Genomic DNA, 21,875 nt, shown 5'->3' with positions numbered 1-21,875 from the left:
GAATGAAAAAAGCTATTCTCATTATCATTCTGCTTGTTTTTGTAGTAGCAGGATTTTTTGGTTTGAGATTTTATAATAAATATTTAGGAAACAACGTAGAAAAAGAAGGCTATGTACTGATTCCTCACAGAGCAGGTTTTAAGCAGATCCTGGATTCTATTGCTCCTTATATCAAAGACAGGGAATCTTTTGAAGCTGTAGCTAAGGAAAAAGGTCTTGCTACCAACTTTAAAGCTGGGCGTTACCATATCCTAAGCGGAACTGGAAACAAGAACCTTGTCAATATGATTAAAGCAGGTAACCAGACGGCCAACTCTTACAGAATTGGTGATTTTGGAGACATGTACCAAATGATCGGTAAGGTTACTAAAAAAACGGAAATTGACTCACTGCATTTTGTAAATGATCTCGACGCCGTTGCACAGGAGAAAGGCTATAAAAATGTTGAAGACTTAAAAAAATATTTTTTCATTGACACTTATAATTTTTTCTGGACTGTAAGTCCGAGAGAATTTTTTGCCAAGTTTGAAGATCAGTATAATGACTTCTGGACAAGTGAAAGAAAAAATAAAGAACAGCAATCCGGTCTTACAAGAGATCAGATTTATGCCCTGGCTTCTATTGTCTATAAAGAATCCGGAGGAAAAAAAGATGAAATGAAAACGATTGCCGGATTATATTTAAACCGTTACAGAAAGGGAATGAAGCTTCAGTCTGATCCTACGGTGATCTATGCAATCAATAAACAGACGAATTTTAAAGAACCCATAAAAAGGGTATTATATAAGCATTTGTCAACACCATCACCTTATAACACGTATGCTAATGCAGGTATTCCTCCGGGACCTATCTGTGTAGTGGATAAGAATTCAATAGATGCTGTTTTAAATGCTGAAAACAACAATTATATTTTTATGTGTGCTGACCCGGCAAGGTTTGGATACCATAAGTTTACAGCAAGCGCTGAAGAGCATGCTGTAAATGCAAAGGCTTATCAGGACTGGCTCAACTCAAAAAATATAAAATAAGCTTAGAAAGCACCTAAAATTTATACAGTTAGAAAAACAATAAACGCAACCATAATATTCTGATAATCAAATTGATATGGATATTCAAAATATTAAGGGTTATTCTTTCACGATCTTATACAAAAAAATAACCTATGAAGAATAAGACAGAAATTGTCAATATTTTCACCCGAAAAACGCTAGGACTTACGTTGGTACTTTCAGCAGCTGCAATGGCTTTTGCACAGGAGAAAGCAGGAATTTCAGGAACTATTGTCAACAAAAAAAACCAACCGGTTCCCTATGCCTCTGTAACTTTCACCAATAAAGCCAACAAAACGCTAAGTGATGCTGCTCTGACTGATGAAAAGGGACAGTATAAGCTTCAGCTTATGCCTGGTGACTATGAAATCACAGTAGAAGCTATTGATTACAAAAAAAGTGTTGTCAACAAAAATATAGCAGCAACAGGAAATATCGGGGCATTATCTATTGAAGCTGAACCTACCTCTACTGTTGATGGTAAGACGAAGGAAATACAGGGAGTTGTTATTACCGCATCCGCTACCAAACCCTATAAAGTAGAGCTTGATAAAAAGACATATGATCCTTCACAGGATATTGTAAGTAAAGGAGGAACCCTTCAGGATGTTTTAACTAATGTTCCTTCAGTTTCTGTAGATACAGACGGAACAGTATCCATGAGAGGAAGTTCCAATGTAAAGTTCCTGATCAATGGGAAGCCTTCTGCCCTGCTTGGGATTGACGATGGTGCAAATGCACTGCAAAGTATTCCTGCTGATCAGATCGATAGGATCGAGGTTATTACGAATCCTTCTTCTAAGTTTGAAGCCAGCGGAACTGCCGGTATTTTAAATATTATTTTAAAAAAGAATAAAAAAACAGGTTTTAACGGAAGTGTTACAGGAACGTTAGGATACCTTCCACAAACTTCTCTAAATACCAATTTAAGCTGGAGAAAGGGTAAATTCACATGGTTCCTAAACGGCGGTGGCGGCTACAGAGAGTCTAAAAATACAAACAGAAATGACGCCTGGTTCAACAGCGGGATCAACAAAGAAACCCATAATGAGTCCATCAGCAAAAATAAAAATGACAACTACAATGCTACCGGAGGTCTGACTTATGATATTTCTGATAAAACATCTGTAAATGCATCCGGTACCGTAAGAACCTTTGACAGCGACAACACAGGAAATATTAACTATTTTGACTATCCTTTCAGCGGAGGAAATATTTTCAGACAGAGAGCCAGTATTGGAACAGGAAATAATCTTGCATTTCAGGGAGATTTTGGTTTAGATCATAAATTTGATGATAATGGCCAGAATTTATCTGTTTCACTAAGCTTACAGAGAAACCGTTCCAACAATGATAATGACATCAATGATACGACAAACGGTATTTTCCAGCTTCAGGACCTTGTCAATCAGAGTACACTTAATAAATCTATTATTGCTAAAGCCGACTACGAGCTTCCTATCGGGGAAAACTCCAAAATCGAAGCTGGTTACAGACTGGATCATAACGACAATGATTATAGCAATGATGTGAGACAAAGACCAGCATTAAACCCTGCATTGGTGTATCTTGATAAATACACCTACAATGCAAATTACAAAGAAATGTTTAATGCATTTTATCTTCAGTTTAAAAGTAAAATAGGAAAGTTAGGCTATCAGATCGGGCTTAGAGACGAATTATCAAAAGTAGATGTTGATTATCTAAACCGTGAGGGTACTGCTGTAAATAAATCTAAAACTTACAACAACCTTTTCCCAAGTGTATTTTTAAGTTATGAAATTGCAAAGGACAATCAGTTTTTAGTGAACTATTCAAGAAGGATAGACCGGCCTCGTTCTTTCTTTTTAATCCCGAATCCAAATTATAATGATAATCAGAATCTTTTTGACGGAAACATTGATCTGAATCCCTCTTATGTAGATTCTTATGAGATTGGGTACAGTATTTCTAAAAAGAATTTTACCATCAATCCTACAATTTATTACAGGCATACCACTGATGATGTAAAAATGTTGGTATATGATGAAAATGTTGCCTATACTGATGCCAATGGAAATCCACAGACTTTGGTTGCTTTCCATACCAAGCCAATTAACTTGGGAACTGATGATCGTTACGGATTGGATCTTAACTTCAACTGGGATGCTACAAAATGGCTTAAATTCTTAGGAAATGTAGACTTATTCGGATATAAAACAACTGGAGTTTATTTTGATCCTGAAATCATGGAAAAACCGGCGCCTTTTGAAGGAAGTGGATTTTCCACAAGAGCAAGGCTTACTTCTACGTTCAAAATCGATAAAACTCTGAACTTCCAGCTTCAAGGATTCTACAGAGGAGGTCAAAAAACGGCAAGTATAGACAGAAGAGATATGTATGCACTTAATTTTGGAGCCTCAAAAACAATATGGAACGGAAACGGAACCATCAGTTTTAATATTCAGGATATTTTCAATACAAGATCTATGAGGTCTACAGCATATGGTCCTAACTACACCAGAGATAGTTATATGCAATGGCAGCCAAGACAGTTTGCCCTGTCATTTACTTATAGATTTAAGCAGGGAGAAAAAATTGACCAGCCTAAAAAGAAAAAGGATATCAATTCCAATGCAACGGGCGACGACCAACAGGGCGGTCCAATGTAACAGAATGTAATACAGCTAAAAAATCCCGAAAATATTTTCGGGATTTTTTTATTAATGTCCATTTGCATTTCAATGGCAAAAATTACGAAACAAGAATATAAATAACTGATAATAAGGTTAAAAACTTTTATATTTACCTCATAAAATATAAAAATATTTTTTAAACTACAATAACCTATGAACCTATTTCAAAGAATTCTGCCAATACTACTGCTATCCTTTCCGATCTTTACCTTAGCACAGACGCCTGACAAACAAAAATTGAAAGAATATATTATTCCTGATAAAGGGGATACGGTACGTTTTTACATCCATACTGCAGATAATTTACCAAAGGAGAAATTATTTATCTATCTGCAGGGAAGTGGTGATTTACCTATGGTAAATGGTGATGATACAGAACCCTGCTGTTATAATAACTATCCCAAAAAATTAATGGCAGAGTTTCCAAAAGATTATGCATTCGTTTATATACAGAAAGTCGGACTGCCTTATTACTCAAAAACATTAAATAGCTATACACCCTCCTCTACATTTATTCGCAGGAACAATGTGTCAGACAGAGCTGAAGTTGCCAATAAGGTTGTTAATTTCATAAAGAAAAAAATTTATCCCAATGCTAAAATAATCGCTGTGCTCGGCCATTCTGAAGGTAGTGATGTGGTAGCAAAACTGGCAGCTCTCAATAAAAATATTACTCATATTTGTTTTTCAGCAGGGAATGCGACACCTCAGATATTTAATGACATACTTTTTACCAGAAGACAAATGCAGGAAGGAAAATTAAGTGCCAGCCAGGCCCAGGATAAAATTGATGAATTGATGAGGGGATATAATCAGGTGTATCAGAACCCTGACTCGGTAAAAGATTATTTTAATGGCGATACCTACAAATGGAATGTTGCTATAAATGAACCTCCTGTAGAAAATCTTCTGAAATTGAAAATTCCTATCTTCATCACTATTGGAAGCCATGATGATAAGGTTCCTGTAGAAACCAGCGATTTAATTACTGCAGAATTTATCCGTCATAGAAAAACAAATCTGAAAAGTAAGGTCTATCTGAACTGCAATCATAATTTTGAAGAAATAAAAGAAGACGGAACCAAAATAAACCATTGGAAAGAAATGTTTTTTGACTTCATCAACTTTGTTGAAAAAGATTTTAAATAGAAAAATTTTAGAGAACATATCCGCTATAAACCGGCCTGTAAAATAAAAAACAGTTGTAAAGAGTTTTCTCTACAACTGTTTTTTATCGCGTGTAATTTTTAAATTATTTGTTAGAAAATTACTTTACAGGTTCTTTTTTTGCATCTTTTTCTTTTTCCGCTTCATAGATTCTTCTTCTAAGATCACTGGTAGAAAATCTGTGATCTCTTTTGTTGTAAAAGATCTCAATACCCTTTTCTTCACAGTATTGTTTGCCGGTAAAGTCTTTGTCCATATAATCATCTCCTATGATTCTTACATCAATCACAAAAGATTTTAAAATATCCAACAGATCTTCTTCTGTATAATAAGGAATGATCTCATCCACAGCATTCACTGCTTTCAGCTGAATATATCTTTCAACGATAGTCTGGCTTGGCTTATTTTTGTTGGGACGATCGTGAGATGGATCGATCTGAAGCCCAACAATTAAATAGTCACATACGGTTTTAGCTTCTTCAAGCATTTTAATGTGCCCTGCATGCAATAAGTCAAATGACGAAAATGTAATACCTATTCTCTGTGTCTTCATATTAATTTCTAAATTAAAACTTCACTGAAATAAATGTTCTTAGGGAATTTTCAGGGAAGATGTTTTGTAATTTGTTTTATGATCTTTTAAATTATTATTTCATGTGATAATCAAATAATCAAATATTTTTTAATATTTGATTTCTATGAATTTCTGCTGCTTAAATATTTCTGCCATTCCCAAACCGTTCTCAAAGACTCTTCCAGGGACGTTTCAGACTTCCAGTTAAGTTCTTTCTCTGCTTTTTCAGGGTTGGCGTAGGCTATAGTAATATCCCCCTCTCTTCTGGCACAGATCTGATAAGGAACTTCTACATTATTGGCCTTTTCAAATGCTTTAACCACTTCCAGTACGGATGATCCTTTTCCTGTTCCAAGGTTATAAATATCAATCACTGTTTCTGCTGAAGAATCTTCTATCAGTTTTTTCAATGCTGCAACATGCGCTTTTGCCAGGTCTACAACATAGATATAATCACGCACAGCTGTTCCGTCTTCTGTAGGATAATCATCTCCCCATACATTTAATTTCTCACGCACTCCTGAAGCGGTCTGCATTACATAAGGTACCAGATTATTGGGAATTCCGATTGGCAATTCGCCAATTTTCGCAGAGGGATGTGCCCCAATTGGATTGAAATATCTCAATAACGATATTTTACTTTTATAGGCTTTTGCAAAATCAATCAGGATCTCCTCTCCCATTTGTTTTGTTTTCCCATATACACTTTCAGGCATTTTTAAAGGAGTATTCTCATCAATTGGCATTACATCTGCCTGCCCGTACACGGTACATGACGAGCTGAAAATAAAGTTTGAAATCTTTCTTTCTTTAAATTCCTGAAGAATATTAATCAAAGAAAATAAATTATTTTCATAATAATCCACAGGTATTACCTGGCTCTCTCCTACGGCTTTAGAAGCTGCAAAATTGATACATCCGTCAATCTGATGAGCATCAAAAACCTGATTAAGAAGTTCTTTTCTTCTCAGATCAAAAGGATAAAAAGCAGGCTTTACTCCTGCAATTTCCTCAATATTATTTAAAATAAACCTCTCCGTATTGGATAAATCATCAACAATAACCACTTCAAAGCCATTATTGATAAGTTCTACCACAGTGTGAGAACCAATATATCCAAGTCCTCCGGTAACAAGTATTGCCATTTTTATTTTTTAATCTTCGCTTTTTCCTATTTGTTCTATTTCATATACTCCGTCAATTTTTTTCACCTTAAAAACATTTACAATCAATAAACACAATATGAATATGAGTAAAAATCTAAAAGTAAAATGTTCCAAAACATAATATCCGTTTAAAAATCCAAACAATAAAGGATAACCTAAAACAATTATGGATAATAATAAACTGAGATTCAGAAACAAAATAGCTTTATCATATTTTTCAATCAGATTGACAAATGCAAATGAATTAATAACTAACGAAATAATAATAAGTAATGTTTTAAACAGGCTAAAGTCATTAAATATTTCAAGAATCCAAAATGCTGATATTATAAAAAGTAGTAAGCTGGTGATTACCGCTAAGTAGTATACCAGCTTATATTTAAATATCTTTCTTTTCATTATCCCATAAACTCAAGCACAGCATCCGTAATATACTTCAGCTGCTCTTCGTCTAATTCCGTATGCATGGGTAAAGAAATTACCTGATCCAAAAGTTTATCGGTATTTACAAAGTCTGCCGGATTGCTTTCCTGGAAGTATGCTTTTTGCTTTCTCAGTGCCACCGGATAATAGATCATTGCTGGAATTTCTTTTTCTGCCAAAAATTTCTGAAGTTCGTTACGTTTTCCGTTCAGGATTCTTAAGGTATACTGGTGGAATACATGGGTAGAATTTTCGGCTCTTTTAGGAGTAAGGATATTCGGATGTCCTGAAAATGCTTCATCATAAAAGTCTGCAGCTCTTCTTCTTGCTTCGTTGTAGGAATCAAGGTGAGGAAGTTTCTTTCTTAAAACCGCAGCCTGAATGCTGTCCAGACGAGAGTTTACACCTACCTCATCATGGTAATATCTTTCGTACATACCGTGGTTTACAATTCCTCTTAAACGGTGAGCCAGCTCATCATTATTGGTAAAAATAGCTCCTCCATCCCCGTAGCATCCAAGGTTTTTGGAAGGGAAAAAAGAAGTTGTTCCAACAGTAGACATCGTTCCGGCCTGTTTTACCGTTCCGTCAGAGAATGTATATTCTGAACCGATTGCCTGGGCATTGTCTTCAATGACATATAAATTGTGCTCCTCAGCAATTTTTAAAATTTCCTCCATATTGGCACACTGTCCGAAAATATGTACCGGGATAATTGCTTTTGTTCTTGGGGTAATTGCTTTTTTAATCTGATCCGTAGAAATTGTAAATGTATCATAATCTACATCTACCAGTACAGATTTTAACTTAAGCAGGTGAATAACTTCCACTGTTGCAGCAAAAGTAAAATCAGCTGTAATAATTTCGTCTCCTTCTTTCAGATCCAAAGCCATCAGGGCAATCTGTAGTGCATCTGTACCATTGGCACATGGAATCACGTGTTTTACATCTAAATAAGACTCCAATTCATTCTGGAAAGACTTTACTTCAGGACCGTTGATAAATGCCGCAGAATCCATTACATTCAAAACTGCATTGTCTACATCATTCTTTATTTTGTAATACTGACTCTGCAAGTCGACCATCTGAATTTTTTTCATATAAATAAATATTTCTGTAAAAATAAGGAATTTAAAATCCTATCAAAAATTTTATTGATTTTGTTTTTATCTTTATACAAATAAATTTTATGAAAAAACTTTTACTCTTTTGTTTCCTAACAGGTTATCTTACTGCTTCTGCACAGACAGAGCTTGTTTTTGTGCACTTCACAGATAAGCCGAATAAGGCTGCATTTTATGCAAATCCACTCTCAGAACTCAGTCAGAAATCACTCAACAGACGGACTATGCTGGGAATACCACTTAATGATCAGGATGCTCCCATTGAACAGTCTTATATTCAGAACCTGCAAAATTTAGGATTTACCGTTACAGATTATTCAAAATGGCTTAACGGAGCTGCCGTAAATGCCACTCCTGCACAGAAAATTTTGCTGCAGGCTCAATCTTATGTGTTATCAGTTGAGAGCTTTGCCCGAAACAATTCACCGGTATTGAAAACAGCACCCGGAAAATGGAAAGATGACACAAGTATCAATAAAACACTCACCAACTTTAATTATGGTTCCGGTGCAGCACAAATTGATCAGGTTAATATACGACCGCTTCATCTGGCCGGATATACCGGAACGGGGATTTCCATTGCAGTGATTGACGCAGGATTTCCTACAGTGAATACAGGAACTGCTTTTTCAAGATTATGGACCGGCAACCATATCAAAGCAGCCTACGATTTTGTGACCAAAACCGGAGATATCTACAATACGACTCTCAGCACACATGGCACTGTTGTTTTAGGGACAATCGGAGGGTACCTGCAAGACACTTTTGTAGGCGCAGCACCTGATGCAGATTTCTACCTTTACCGCAGTGAAAATGCCACTGTAGAAATTCCTGAAGAGGAATTATATTGGATTGAAGCCGCTGAAGAAGCAGACAGAAAAGGTGTCGAAATTATTACCTCATCATTGGGATACAATGTTTTTGACGACAGCCGTTACAACTATACCTATGCCAATATGAACGGAAATACTTCTTTTATTGCCAGAGGTGCTGGTATTGCTGCTGAAAAAGGAATTTTTGTTCTTGCTGCCGCAGGCAATTCAGGGCAGCAGCCATGGCATTATCTTTTGACACCTTCTGATAATGCAAAAGTATTCTCCATAGGCTCTGTAGACGCTGCCGGAAATGCATCCGGATTTTCTTCTTTCGGGCCGAATGCTCTCGGGGTAGTAAAGCCAGACGGAAGTACCCAGGGAACCGGAACCACAACCGTTTACGACAATGCTACTTTAACAGTGAATGGTACATCTATTGCCACCCCCATAGCCGCAGGCGGTGTAGCATGTCTTATTCAGGCATTTCCAACAATGGATAGAGAACAGATGAGAACAAAATTAAGACAAACCGCATCACTTTACCCCTCACATTCAGATCAGACAGGTTACGGTATCCTTAATTTCGGAAGCTTATACAACCTTGTTCTGAATACTTCCGAAATGGTAAAAAAGGAAAAGCTCTCCATATTTCCCAATCCAGTTAAAAGTATCCTCAATATTGCATCAGAGCAGGAAATTCTGTCTTTAGAAATCTATGATAACCTGGGAAGGCTGATCAGAACAAGCAACAGGCAGAAATCCATAAAAGTGGAGGATTTTGCAAAAGGAACGTATTATCTGAAGATTCAGGTGAAGGATAAGGTCTTCTATGAAAAATTCTTGAAGGAATAACTATTTTGTCTTCCGCACATTCAACAGGTTTTGTTGAATGTGCGGAAGATATTATTCTCAAACTGCATATCCTATGTTTTGGCTGAAGCCGAAGGATTGACTGATAAAAAAAGAATGGGCTAAAGCCCATTCCTATTGATATAATATTGTACGATATGTACAAAAATTTCTTAATAATTTATGCAGAGTTTCTACTGGCATTAATATTTCCGAATAGTGAACGCGTTACAAGCTTTTCATAAGCTTCTTTATTTCCTTCCCCTTTCTGAATTTTCATTAAAGCGTACTGCTGGATACTCAGCAATGGAAGCACGATTTTTTCACGGATCTTCACTGATTTTCTGGACAGCGGATCTTCTTCCTGAAGCATTTTGAATCCTGTAAGCTCCAGCATAATATCTCTTGAAAGCTCATATTCATCAAAAAGGACATTCCAGAATGCTCCGAACTTAGGGTTATTTTTAATATAATAAGTCAAAGGAAAATAAGATTTGTTCATACTCATCATCGAATTCAAAACTAAAGTTTTAAAGAAATCCGATCCTTTGTAAAGTTCCCTTACTTCTTCAAATCTACCTTGCTCTTTCATCTTTTGCATGGCATATCCGAAGCCGAAGAAACCAGGCACATTCTGCTTCAGCTGTGACCATGAACCTACAAATGGAATAGCCCTCAGATCTTCAAATTTCAGTTCACTTCCATTTCCTCTTTTCGAAGGGCGGCTTCCGATATTCGTTTTCCCATAATATTCAAGAGTACTCATCTCCTGAAGGTACGGAACAAACATAGGGTGTGCTTTCAGATCAGAATATTTCCCATAACTGATATCCGCCAGTTCTATAATTAAGGCTCTCTCCTTTTCTGTAAGTTCTTTTTTGGCATTTTTGAATACATCATTTTCAACCCCTGCGGTGAGAAGCTGTTCAAAGTTATACTTTGCCTGTTCTTTGTTTCCAAAAATACTGGTAATGGTTTGGCCCTGGATGGTCAGTTCAATCTTATTATTGGCAATTGTTTTTCCCTGAGAAGCATAGAAATCATGGGTCTTTCCTCCTCCTCTTGCCGGAGGTCCGCCTCTGCCGTCAAAGAATACCACTTTAATATTATTCTGCTCAGAAAGTTTTGTCAATACTTCTTTGGCCTTATAAATTTCCCAGTTGGCTTTTAAATATCCTCCATCTTTGGTTCCATCCGAGAATCCAAGCATAATCGTCTGCTGATTTCCCCGTTTTTGAAGATGTTTTTTATAAACAGGATTCTGATAGAGTTCATTCATCACCTGCTCAGCATTGGCAAGACCTTCCATGGTTTCAAATAAAGGAACAATATCCATATTGATATCTTCATCTTTATAACCGCATATCTTAAAGAATGCATAAACATTCATGACATCTTTCACAGCATCCGAATTGGAGATAATATATCGGTTCATTCCTCTCAGTCCGTTCAGATTCTGAATGTCTGTAATCTGTGAAACGGTTAATAAAGTATCTTTCACAATATCTTCAAAATCTTCAGGATTTACTTTTTGTGAAATCTGAATGAGCTTATTGAATTTCTGATCATAATCAGCATCTTCACTTCCGTATACCTTTTCAAAAACCTCATCAATAACCTTCTGATGAATCCTGCTGTCCTGGCGGATATCCAATGTTGCAAAGTGAGTTCCGAAAATCATCACACGATCCCTGAAATTAACCAAAAGGTCTAAAAACAAAGAATTATGTTCATTGACCAATATTTTTTCCGCCTCATCAGCCTTCTTTAAAATATCATTGGCTGTAATGTTCTTTCCGTCAAAAATAGCAGCGTACAGCTCCTCGCTTAATTGCGTTAAGACTTCCGAAACACCTCTGAAACTTAATCTCCTTCTGATAAATTTCAAATGGCTGTAATAGGATTTCAGAATCGCTGAACGAAGTTCTTCCGCTACTCTTTTTGTTACCTCTGCTGTTACAAAAGGATTTCCGTCTCTGTCTCCGCCAGGCCAGAAGCCGAGCTGAATAATATCTTCATGAAGGTGAAAATGTCCGTTTCCGAAAGTTTTTTTGATCTTCGTAAACAGTTCACCAATGGTATCGTAGTAAACATATCTCAGATAAGAAATAATACTTAAAGCTTCATCTATCGGGGTGGGTTTTTCTTTATTGACAAAAGGGGTTTTTCCCAACTGCTGAAGAAGCATATCAATCTGTGTAACAGAGTCATGGGTAATTGCTCCTCGTAAGTCCTGAATAATTCTCTGTACTGAGCTTGGATAAAACTGGGTAGGGTGTGCCGTAAACACAACTTTTACACTGAAATCTTTCAGTTTTTCCCGCACTTTTTCAATTTTATGATCCTGCAAAGAACGCTCAAAAAGGTTGGTTACGGTACCGTTGTCACTTTCAGAATGAAGGTTGGGAAAAGCCGCATCTTCAATACTGTCAAACAATACTACCTGTCTTTCTATATACTGAATAATTTTGAAAAGCAGTTCCAGTTTCTGCTCTTCAGTATGAAGGTCTGTATGGTTCTTAAAAAATTCTTCGACGATATTTTCAGGAGTTTTTCCTGCTTCATAGCCGGTTCTGCTTTCTTCATAAAGAAACGGAAGCAGCATTCCGATATTCGTCATTTTATCATAAGGCAGGCTCATAAATAATGAATTATAGATCTGGAATTTATTTTCCACGATCTGCCTGAATTTTTCTGCGCGTTGGTCGTGTATCATAATAACAAATGTAAGCGATTTTCAAATGAGTTGGATTGACAAATGACAAAAATTGAGACCAAAGTGCAAAAAATAACACTAATTTTCACTTTAATTCTTAGAAAAAGATAACATATACTTTTTTCACAATAATGAAAAGATAGAAATTAACATTGATGATTTTGATATCACAGATTACTACCTTTCACAGGTTTTGAAAATATTTAGAGACCGTTTTAATAATTCTGGTGTACTATAATTTTGATTACCAAATATTAATAATTAATTTTACTCTTTATACCATCCATAAACCATGAAAAAAACATTTATTTTCTTACTTATAACACTTCTGTTCATCTCCTGTGAAAAAGATTGTTACAATCCGCCGCTGCCTATTCTTTTTGAGTTTGTAAATTCCAACAATGAAAATCTTATTGCCAACGGGACACTGACCAATTATTCGGTTCAGGATGAAAACAATATGAATGTACAGCTAACCAAAACATCGGACAATAAGGTTATTCTGGAAAATGTAGGGGCTTATAATGGAACAAAAAAATATACATTTTATTCTGATATCAAAACCTTTGATTTTTCAATACAATCATCAGAATTTAAAGGAGGTTGTGACGGATATCAAATCAATAAATTAACTTTTACAGGTATAAATATTGATGTCACTGATGAAAAAGGATATTATAAGATCGTTTTGCAATAAATCCTGGCTTTGTTAAATTTGTAAAAAAACAACAGAATGAAAGTAGTATTTCTGACTTTATTGTTATCATGCGGTTTGATTTTCGGTCAGAAAGCTGTTCCTGCTGATTTCAAAAAAATCCCGGAAATCCTGGATAATATAGAACTACTCTATCCGTTCATTGTACCGGATAAAGCTTACGCTTATTGGCGGGTGCTCAGCAATGATTCCGATTATGAAAAAGCAGTTATTTATGAGAGTCAGGCTCCTGACTTTATGACCATCAATGAGCCGGTTCCGGAAAGAGGCTTTTTCCAGAAATGTATGGGTAACAATTGTTTTTCATACATTCTGGCATGCAAAAATGAAAAACCGGTTTATTTTTCAAGTGAACAGCAGTTAAGAGACTTTATAGGGACAGTAGACAATCTTCCTGAAGCTATTTTACTGGCAAAAACATATGGCTATTCGGTAGATACTGGCAACCGTTTTACCGGATCCTATAAAATTGAGGACCATCATATCTTAATGTATCTGATGCAGTCCAAAGGCTGCCCGGCGGTAAAAGAATCTTTCTGGATTAAAATCAACAGAAAAACCGGAAAACTGGAGGCAAAAAGCAATGGAGTTTACGCAAAAGATGAAAACTGTTCTTCTTTGTAACTGACCCTTTTGAAAAATACCGAGATTTTATCTGAGATAAAATTGATGATCTCATTTTAAACCATTAAGATTTTTTAAGGGGATAAGAGTAGTTAAGAGAAACAGCTAAAATTATTTGTTGAGCGCTACCTTATTCTTCATCAAAGATGCATCTTAATTATTCTTATTGCCTTTATTGATCTTAATGGTTTATTTTCTGATGTATAAATTTTATATATTGACAGCTCCCTGTCCCGACGCTATCAGATAAGCTTCTTTAAGCGTTTCCGAATAGGTTGGATGGGCATAGGAAATACGGAACATATCTTCTGCGGTCACTTCATATTCCTGGGCAATAACACCCTGTGCAATCAGATCAGCCGCTCTGGCACCAATAATATGAACTCCCAATACTTCTCCATATTTCGGATCTACCAAAACTTTGGCAAAGCCATCCATATCCATTGAAGCCCGGGCTCTTGCACTGGCAGAAAACGGAAATTTCCCGACATTATAGGCAATATTATTTTTCTTGAGGTATTCTTCGGTATATCCTACAGAGGCCACTTCCGGCCAGGTATATACTACTGAAGGAATACGGTTATAATGAATATGGCGCTTTTGTCCATTAATGGTTTCAACGACAAAAACTCCTTCTTCTTCCGCTTTGTGCGCCAGCATTGCGCCGCCGATCACATCGCCAATAGCATAGATATTGGATGCTGAAGTCTGTTTTTTTTCATTCACTTTAATAAAGCCTCTTTCATCAAGCGCTACATCTGTATTTTCAAGCCCAAGACCTTTCACATAAGGGCTTCTTCCTACTGCTATCAATACATAATCTGCCTCCAGCTCGCCTTCTGTTCCATTTTGATCTTTAAAAAAGACTTTAGCAGCAGAGCCTATATTTTCTGTTTTATAAACGCCCTGGTTAAGACGGATATCTATTCCTTCTTTTTTAAGAATTTTCTGCAGACTTTTCCCAAGCTCATGATCCATAGCCGCAATCAGGTGATCTGCATATTCCAGAATGGTCACTTTCGTTCCGATACGGTTGAAAATAGACGCCATTTCCACACCGATTACTCCACCGCCGATAATTACCATAGATTCAGGCTTCTCCTGTAAAGACAATGCTTCTGTAGAAGTGATAATTCTCTGCTTATCAATTTTCACCCCCGGAATGCTTGATGGCTTTGAACCTGTTGCAATGATGGAATGCTGTGCAGTAATCTCTTTTACTTCAGAATCGCTGATAATTTTTATCGTGGAATTATTGATAAAGCTTGCTGTTCCTTTAAGCCTCGTAATTTTATTTTTATTCATTAAAAAGTCGAGACCTCCCGTATTTTTTGAAACGACATCTGCTTTTCTCCTGTACATCTGCTTAAAATCAAGCTCTATTTTGTCCAGCCTGATGCCATGTTCATTAAATTTTTGCTGTGCTTCTGCATAATGATGGGTACTATCCAGTAAGGCCTTAGTCGGAATACACCCCACATTGGTACATGTTCCTCCCAATGTATCATATTTTTCTATGATTACTGTTTTATATCCCAGCTGTGCACTTCTTATAGCGGCCACATATCCACCAGGTCCTGAGCCGATTACGGCAATATCATAATGATCCATTTGATGTATTAATTTTTTATGATTAAATTTACTTGCAAAATAAAAGCAAAATTAAAACAAACACTTTCATTTTGCAAGTATTATTTTAAAATTAACAATATGAGTAAAAAAAGATCCGGCTGCCCGATCAGCTGTTCTCTCGAAATCTGGGGAGATAAATGGTCTCTGCTCATCATAAGAGATCTTATGCTGAAAAAGGAATGCACGTATGGTGATTTTCTGAAGGCTGATGAAAAAATAGCAACAAATATTCTGGCGTCAAGACTTCAGAATCTGCTGGATCACGGGATTATTGATAAAAAAGACCATCCTGACAGCAAACTGAAAAGTTTTTATTTTCTGACACAAAAGGGAGTCGATCTTATTCCTGTGATCGTTGAAATCAATCTTTGGGGAGACCAGTATCTCACCATTCCTGATGACAGGAAAAAGCTCCTTGAAGAGATAAAAAAAGATAAAGAGGGATTTATTAAGAGAGCAAAAGCCTATCTTCTATCAACTGTTTAATAGGCAGACAGCATCATAGCTTTCATAAAATTGAGTAATAGCAATTTTAAAATTTCATTAACTCATTTTTCCTTTTTCATTCCGTAAATTTGGAATAAAATAAATTTAGAACAATGCTTAATTTCGAGTTTAAAAACCCAACAAAAATACTTTTCGGAAAAGGTGAAATCACCAAAATTTCCAAAGAAATCCCTAAAGATGCCAAAATATTAATGATTTATGGTGGCGGAAGTATCAAAAACAATGGGGTGTATGACCAGGTAAAAGAGGCTTTGAAAGATCATGTGCTGTATGAGTTTGGCGGAGTACCTGCCAATCCTGAGTATGAAGTATTGCTGAATGCCTTAAACTTTATCAAAGAAAAAAACATCACTTATCTTCTTGCGGTAGGCGGTGGTTCTGTGATTGACGGAACGAAATTCCTTTCTGCAGCAGCCTATTACGATGGTGAGCCTTGGGATATCCTCAGAAAATCGGTACGAACTTTTGAAGGGGAAGGAATGCCATTCGGAAGTATTTTAACACTTCCTGCAACCGGTTCTGAGATGAACTCCGGATATGTAATCTCAAGAAGAGAAACACATGAAAAACTTTCATCAGGAGGGCCGGGACTTTTCCCTCAGTTTTCTGTGCTGGATCCTGAAGTAATCAGATCTATTCCAAAAAATCAAATCGTGAATGGAATTACGGATGCTTACACCCATGTTCTGGAACAGTATATGACTGCTCCTTCTTCTGCCGACCTTCAGGAAAGAATTGCAGAAAGCATTCTGATCAGCCTTCAGGAAACGGCTCCTAAAGTATTGGCTGATGATTTCAGCTATGATGCTGCCGGAAACTTTATGTGGTGCTGTACAATGGCCCTGAACGGACTGATCCAGAAAGGAGTGATTACAGACTGGGCAGTACACGCCATGGGCCACGAGCTGACAGCTTATTTTGGTATTGACCATGCAAGAACGCTGGCCATTATTGCTCCATCCCACTACCGCTACAATTTTGAAGATAAAAAGGGGAAACTGGCCCAGTACGCAGAAAGAGTCTGGGGAATTAAAGACGGAAGTGTAGAGGAAAAAGCAGAATTGGGTATCAAAAAACTGGAGGAATTCTTCCACAGTCTTCACATTAAAACCAAACTTTCTGAATATACAGAAGATTTTAAAGGCACTGCAGAAAAAGTTGAAAAAGCTTTTACAGAAAGAAACTGGCTTGGACTTGGAGAATACAAAAAACTGACTCCTCAGGATGCTTATAAGATTGTAGAGATGAGTTATTAATGGACTCAGGATGCATGTTTCTGGGTACGGGGTTTGAGGTTTGAGCTACGTTATTCTGAGATTCGGATGAATGTGTTTATATTTATTTTCAAGTTGAAAATATATAACCCAAAACTCGTATCTCGTATCACAGCATTCATAAAATTATTTAATTTACAAACATTTGTTTAAAAATTCGTTATTTCATTATAAATATTTCAAATTTATTTATATTTTAGCATATTCTTAAATTTGTGAAAATGAAAAAACAGCTACTTTTATTTGCCTTTTCTGCCATTGCGCTTACCTCTTGTAAAGATGACAATCTTGAAGCTTACGATATGGATATCATGAAGGGAGATTGGAAAGAGGTTAAAAGAGAAGTGATCTCTGGGAAAGATAATAAAACAGTGCTTTATACTGAAACGTTAACAGCATGTGCTGCTAAAAATACTCTTTTCTTAAGAACGGATTATTACGTAAGCTATACAGCATATACAGGAGAAGGAGCAAACTGTACTCCTACAGTGAAAAACGAAGGAAGATATACTTACGATGCTGATTCAAAAATTATTGGAATTAAACTTGGAGATGATGCCTCAGTTAATTACAGAGTAGATATTCTGACAGGCAAGGATTTAAAACTTGCTCAGCAATCAGGAATTTTTGATATGGACGGAGATAAGATTCCGGACATTCCTTATGTTACTTACAAAAGATAAATCATATACTCCCGTTAAACCGGGAGTTTTTTATTATTTTTATATCTGAATTTAAAACTGAATATAATGAAGAAGATTCTATCAGCATTTCTATTGCTGTATTGTACGATTGTCTTTTCACAGGAAAAGAAACCCATGTATTGGCAGGACATCCAGGCGTTTAAAAAACAGGACCAGCAAAATCCACCACCCAAAGATGCTATCCTGTTCATCGGAAGCTCATCATTTACCAGATGGACTGATATTGCAGATTATTTTCCTGATAAAACAATTATCAACAGAGGATTTGGAGGTTCCAGGCTTACGGACCTCAATTATTTTGCCAATGATCTCCTGGCTCCATATCAGCCCAAACAGATAATTATCTACTGTGGAGAAAATGATTTTGCTGACAATCATCAGCTAAAAGCAAAAGTAGCAGTGAGCCGGTACAAAGCTTTCTACAAAAAAATACGTGAAAGATTTCCTGATATTGAAGTAGGTTATATCTCAATGAAATACTCGCCGAGCAGAGAAGTGATCTGGCCACAGATGAAAATCGCCAATAAAAAGATTGAAGCTTTTATGAAAAAAGAACCTAATGCTGAATTCATTGATGTTACTAAAGCAATGGAAGATGCTAACGGGAATGTAAGAAAAGATATTTTTGTGGAAGATATGCTTCACTTTAAGCCGGAAGGATACAAGATCTGGACGAAAGTGATTACTCCTTACCTGAAATAAACTAAAACCTATGATAAAAAAAACAATAACCATTTTATTTTCTGTTTTACTCTATTCTTTTTCATTTTCTCAGGAGAAGCCCAATGAAAAAACAGTTCTTCGGGAACTTTCAGAAAACGCATGTAAGTGTACTGATTCCATTGCTTTATCTAACAGAAAGAAGGAAGATATCATTAAAGATGTTCATGGATGTATTGATAAATACACAGGTGCTCTTCAAATTTCAACACTTTTGAAAGGAGCAGAAAAACAATCTGAAAACGCACCTGAAGTAAACGGGAAAAAGCAGATCAATCTGACATTTAATACCAATAAAAATTCACAGCAGTATAAAGAAAGCTATAATGAACTTGAGCGCTATCTGATGCAAAACTGTGAGAGCGTAAAGAGAGCTACTACAACTTCAGAAACCAGTTATGACAAGTTCTCAAAGAATAATACAGCACTTGATTTATACCAGAAAGCCATTGACGCATCCAAACAGGAAAACTGGAAAGAAGCAATCCAGAACTATGAACAGGCTGTAAAGATTGATCCGAAATTCATTTATGCATGGGACAACCTGGGAATCTGCTACAGGAGAGTTGAAGAATATGATAAAGCTCTTAATGCTTATAAACAGTCTTTAGCTATTGACCCTAAAGGCAAAATGCCTTTACAGAATATAGCCATCACTTATGTCTATAAAAAAGAATATCAAAAAGCAATTGATGCATATGGGGATTTTGACAAAATGTATCCCGGCGATCCGGAAGTTTATTATGGAATGGGACAAGTTTATTTTACCCACCTGAAGAATAATGAGAAAGGTCTTGATAATATTTGTAAAGCATACAGGATTTATTCTGAACAGAAATCGCCTTACCGATCAGATGCTGAAAAAATGATAGGCTATATTTACAAAAGTATGAAAGAAGAAGGTAAAACTGACAAGTTTAAAGAAATCTTGAAGAATAACAATATTCAATTTGATTAAAAATTGTTTAAATTTATTAGAATATTTAAATTCAAATAAGTTTAAACGACTTCAAAAATAAAAACGATTCCTTTGCGGGAATCGTTTTTATTTTATTTCTTTCTTTTTGATTTTGATTTTGCTTTCTGCTGGGCTCTGTTTGCTCCGAACTTTTTGGGTGCTTTTCTTTTAGAAGGTCCTCCCCAGTTTTCTTTTGTATTTTTAGCTTTCTTCTCGTGGAATGCTCCTCCTCCTTCGTTCAGTTTTACCTGTACAGGATTTTTCATCACCACTTCGTTTTTTTCGGAAGCTATTTTATTAGGATTGATTTTAACGCCTTCCGGGAAATCATTAAATTTCAATTCCTTATCCATTAACAGTTCAATATCAAGAATCAGAGGTTCTTCTTTTTTGGTAACAAAAACCAAAGCTTTTCCTTCTTTATCCGCTCTACCCGTTCTACCTATCCTGTGGATATACTGCTCAGGAATATCAGGTGTCTCAAAATTGATAACATGGGTAATATTTGAAATGTCAAGACCTCTCGCCATTACATCTGTGGTAATCAAACCTCTGATCTCTTCATTTTCAAATCTTTTCATCGCTTTCAGCCTGTAGTTCTGCGATTTATTAGAGTGAATCACATCAAACTGTTCAGGGAACAGCTCATCAATCTTAGTGAAAAGCAGATCAGCATGTTTCTTATTATTGTTAAAGATCAGCACCTTAGACATATCTGTATCTGTCTTCAACAAATGTTCAAGCAAGTTGATTTTAGTATTGAAGTTTTCTACTTTATAACCAATCTGTTCAATTTTTTCAAGTGGTGTTCCTGATTTAGCCAATGAAATTTCTATCGGACTGGCAAAATATACGTCCAGCATTTCATCTACTGCTTCTGTCATGGTTGCTGAGAAAAGAATGTTCTGCCTCTTCTCTTTCATCATTTCAAAAATATGGCTAAGCTGTGGTCTGAAACCTAAGTTAAGCATTTCGTCAAACTCGTCAATGATCAGCTTCTGAACTTCTTTCAAAGAAATTGCGTTATCTATGGAAAGGTCCATCACTCTTCCCGGAGTTCCTACCAGGATATCACATCCGTCATTGAACAGCAATTTCTGAGTATTGATATTTTTTCCACCATAAACTCCGATTACTCTTGCCGTAATATTTTCTGTCAGTTTCTCAAGAATTTCAGTTACCTGTACTACCAGTTCTCTGGTAGGAACCAGCACCAAAACAGTTGGATTTCCTGTCTTGCTGTATTTCCATGTTTTAAGAACGGGTAAAAGATATGCTAGTGTTTTTCCGGTTCCGGTCTGTGCAATTCCCATTACATCTCTTCCTGAAAGAATAGGTTTTAAGCTCTTTTCCTGAATCGGGGTAGGTTCAAATAATTCCAAATCCGCTAAAACATCAAGAATTTTAACCGGCAGGTCAAAATCTGCAAAAGTGAGTTTTTCCATTTTGCAAAGATAGGTATTTAATTTTTTAGTATAGAAGCAGAAGGCCGGAAGCCGGAAGATTATCAGCTGCCCTGTTTAAGTTTTTGAATTTATTGGTTAAACAACTGATGATTATTCAAAGTTATTTCTTTCCTCTCGCAGCATCCATCCAGCTATTTTACTCAATTCACCTTAACACTTTCACTGATAATTTTAATATCATCATCTATCCATTTGCTTGAGGTAATAATGACATAGCCTTTCTTTTTAGGATCTTTTTTAATAGGAAATTTATCTTCTTCCCACTGGTTACAATGAGTTGAAATAGACGGTAATAATGGTTTCCAGCCTGTTTTACTGAAAGTATATACATAGAACGGATGCCAGCAGCTGGTACACCAATTCGGGTAAAATCCAATCTCTTCTTTCCCATCACCATTAAGATCACCTACATTATACAGGCTCCCCTGGTTTGCAGGGGTAACCGTTATAGAAGGGATATTTTTATCGCTGAAATAGATAGTAGTTTCACATTTTCCTTCACATTCCTCACCACAGTCGCTGACTTTTGTATAGGCATATTCTTTTGTTCCGTTTCCGTCAAAGTCTCCCTGAAGTTTCTCTTCGCTATTTTCCTGAGCCGTACAAAAGGAACTCAATAATGTAAATGCAGTTATAATAAGTGCTTTCATTGTGGTCGTGGTTTTCAGATATGGAATTTGACGGATGATTTTCGGGTTACGGGTGCAATATTTATAG

At 36.2% G+C, this 21,875-nt stretch carries 18 protein-coding genes; 11 read left to right on the top strand and 7 right to left on the bottom strand.

Going from position 1 to position 21,875, the window contains the following annotated elements:
* Positions 1-2: 2 nt before the first annotated feature.
* The 3 genes from mltG to AC3FI7_RS00265 all read left to right on the top strand — a co-directional run bounded on the left by mltG (position 3) and on the right by AC3FI7_RS00265 (position 4,873).
* Positions 3-1,028, top strand: coding sequence for an endolytic transglycosylase MltG (mltG, locus tag AC3FI7_RS00275; protein ID WP_343657756.1), 1,026 nt, complete (start codon positions 3-5; stop codon positions 1,026-1,028).
* A 134-nt stretch (positions 1,029-1,162) separates the two neighbouring features.
* Positions 1,163-3,700 (top strand): TonB-dependent receptor domain-containing protein, encoded by a 2,538-nt coding sequence (locus tag AC3FI7_RS00270; protein WP_142722070.1) that lies wholly within the window; start codon positions 1,163-1,165, stop codon positions 3,698-3,700.
* Positions 3,701-3,877: 177 nt separating this feature from the next.
* Positions 3,878-4,873: a hypothetical protein gene (locus AC3FI7_RS00265; protein WP_491461102.1), complete on the top strand. Its 996-nt coding sequence runs from the start codon at positions 3,878-3,880 to the stop codon at positions 4,871-4,873.
* Between the two features lie 118 nt (positions 4,874-4,991).
* Here AC3FI7_RS00265 and AC3FI7_RS00260 read toward each other — a convergent pair whose 3' ends face one another.
* From AC3FI7_RS00260 to AC3FI7_RS00250, 3 genes are all read right to left on the bottom strand, one after another.
* Entirely contained in the window at positions 4,992-5,444 is a 453-nt protein-coding gene (locus AC3FI7_RS00260) for an adenylyltransferase/cytidyltransferase family protein (RefSeq protein WP_291903755.1), read from the bottom strand.
* A 143-nt stretch (positions 5,445-5,587) separates the two neighbouring features.
* On the bottom strand, positions 5,588-6,610 hold the full coding sequence (galE, locus tag AC3FI7_RS00255) for a UDP-glucose 4-epimerase GalE (RefSeq protein WP_491461101.1): 1,023 nt from the start codon (positions 6,608-6,610) through the stop codon (positions 5,588-5,590).
* Positions 6,611-7,029: 419 nt separating this feature from the next.
* Entirely contained in the window at positions 7,030-8,154 is a 1,125-nt protein-coding gene (locus AC3FI7_RS00250) for a DegT/DnrJ/EryC1/StrS family aminotransferase (protein WP_142722065.1), read from the bottom strand.
* An 89-nt stretch (positions 8,155-8,243) separates the two neighbouring features.
* Here AC3FI7_RS00250 and AC3FI7_RS00245 point away from each other — a divergent pair, with 89 nt between their 5' ends.
* The gene (locus tag AC3FI7_RS00245) at positions 8,244-9,845 is read left to right on the top strand and encodes a S8/S53 family peptidase (RefSeq protein ID WP_343657752.1); all 1,602 of its coding nucleotides are present in this window, start codon (positions 8,244-8,246) and stop codon (positions 9,843-9,845) included.
* A 178-nt stretch (positions 9,846-10,023) separates the two neighbouring features.
* Here the strand turns inward: AC3FI7_RS00245 and AC3FI7_RS00240 are convergent, their stop codons facing one another.
* Entirely contained in the window at positions 10,024-12,558 is a 2,535-nt protein-coding gene (locus AC3FI7_RS00240) for a phosphoenolpyruvate carboxylase (protein ID WP_343657750.1), read from the bottom strand.
* A gap of 292 nt (positions 12,559-12,850) precedes the next feature.
* On the opposite strand from AC3FI7_RS00240, the gene AC3FI7_RS00235 reads away from it, so the two are divergent.
* Complete coding sequence (locus AC3FI7_RS00235; protein WP_142722062.1) at positions 12,851-13,255, top strand: hypothetical protein; 405 nt, start codon at positions 12,851-12,853, stop codon at positions 13,253-13,255.
* A 36-nt stretch (positions 13,256-13,291) separates the two neighbouring features.
* On the top strand, positions 13,292-13,897 hold the full coding sequence (locus AC3FI7_RS00230; RefSeq protein WP_343657748.1) for a hypothetical protein: 606 nt from the start codon (positions 13,292-13,294) through the stop codon (positions 13,895-13,897).
* Between the two features lie 210 nt (positions 13,898-14,107).
* On the opposite strand, the gene lpdA is transcribed toward AC3FI7_RS00230, so the two are convergent.
* The gene (gene lpdA / locus AC3FI7_RS00225; protein WP_491461100.1) at positions 14,108-15,508 is read right to left on the bottom strand and encodes a dihydrolipoyl dehydrogenase; all 1,401 of its coding nucleotides are present in this window, start codon (positions 15,506-15,508) and stop codon (positions 14,108-14,110) included.
* A gap of 99 nt (positions 15,509-15,607) precedes the next feature.
* Between lpdA and AC3FI7_RS00220 the strand changes: the two genes are divergently transcribed.
* From AC3FI7_RS00220 to AC3FI7_RS00200, 5 genes are all read left to right on the top strand, one after another.
* A complete protein-coding gene (locus AC3FI7_RS00220) occupies positions 15,608-16,015 on the top strand; it encodes a winged helix-turn-helix transcriptional regulator (protein ID WP_142722059.1) in 408 nt (135 codons plus the stop codon).
* Positions 16,016-16,128: 113 nt separating this feature from the next.
* Positions 16,129-17,292, top strand: a complete 1,164-nt coding sequence (locus AC3FI7_RS00215; protein WP_343657744.1) for an iron-containing alcohol dehydrogenase — start codon at positions 16,129-16,131, stop codon at positions 17,290-17,292.
* A gap of 239 nt (positions 17,293-17,531) precedes the next feature.
* Positions 17,532-17,993 (top strand): lipocalin-like domain-containing protein, encoded by a 462-nt coding sequence (locus AC3FI7_RS00210; RefSeq protein ID WP_491461099.1) that lies wholly within the window; start codon positions 17,532-17,534, stop codon positions 17,991-17,993.
* Positions 17,994-18,059: 66 nt separating this feature from the next.
* Positions 18,060-18,716: a GDSL-type esterase/lipase family protein gene (locus tag AC3FI7_RS00205; protein WP_491461098.1), complete on the top strand. Its 657-nt coding sequence runs from the start codon at positions 18,060-18,062 to the stop codon at positions 18,714-18,716.
* A 10-nt stretch (positions 18,717-18,726) separates the two neighbouring features.
* Positions 18,727-19,692 (top strand): tetratricopeptide repeat protein, encoded by a 966-nt coding sequence (locus AC3FI7_RS00200; RefSeq protein WP_142722055.1) that lies wholly within the window; start codon positions 18,727-18,729, stop codon positions 19,690-19,692.
* Between the two features lie 92 nt (positions 19,693-19,784).
* Here the strand turns inward: AC3FI7_RS00200 and AC3FI7_RS00195 are convergent, their stop codons facing one another.
* On the bottom strand, positions 19,785-21,137 hold the full coding sequence (locus AC3FI7_RS00195; RefSeq protein ID WP_491461097.1) for a DEAD/DEAH box helicase: 1,353 nt from the start codon (positions 21,135-21,137) through the stop codon (positions 19,785-19,787).
* Between the two features lie 161 nt (positions 21,138-21,298).
* Positions 21,299-21,808: a hypothetical protein gene (locus AC3FI7_RS00190; RefSeq protein ID WP_142722053.1), complete on the bottom strand. Its 510-nt coding sequence runs from the start codon at positions 21,806-21,808 to the stop codon at positions 21,299-21,301.
* Between the last annotated feature and the right edge of the window lie 67 nt (positions 21,809-21,875).

It is taken from the genome of Chryseobacterium sp. TQ-BC-N36, assembly GCF_058382295.1.
This window is presented reverse-complemented; position numbering and strand designations above follow the sequence as displayed.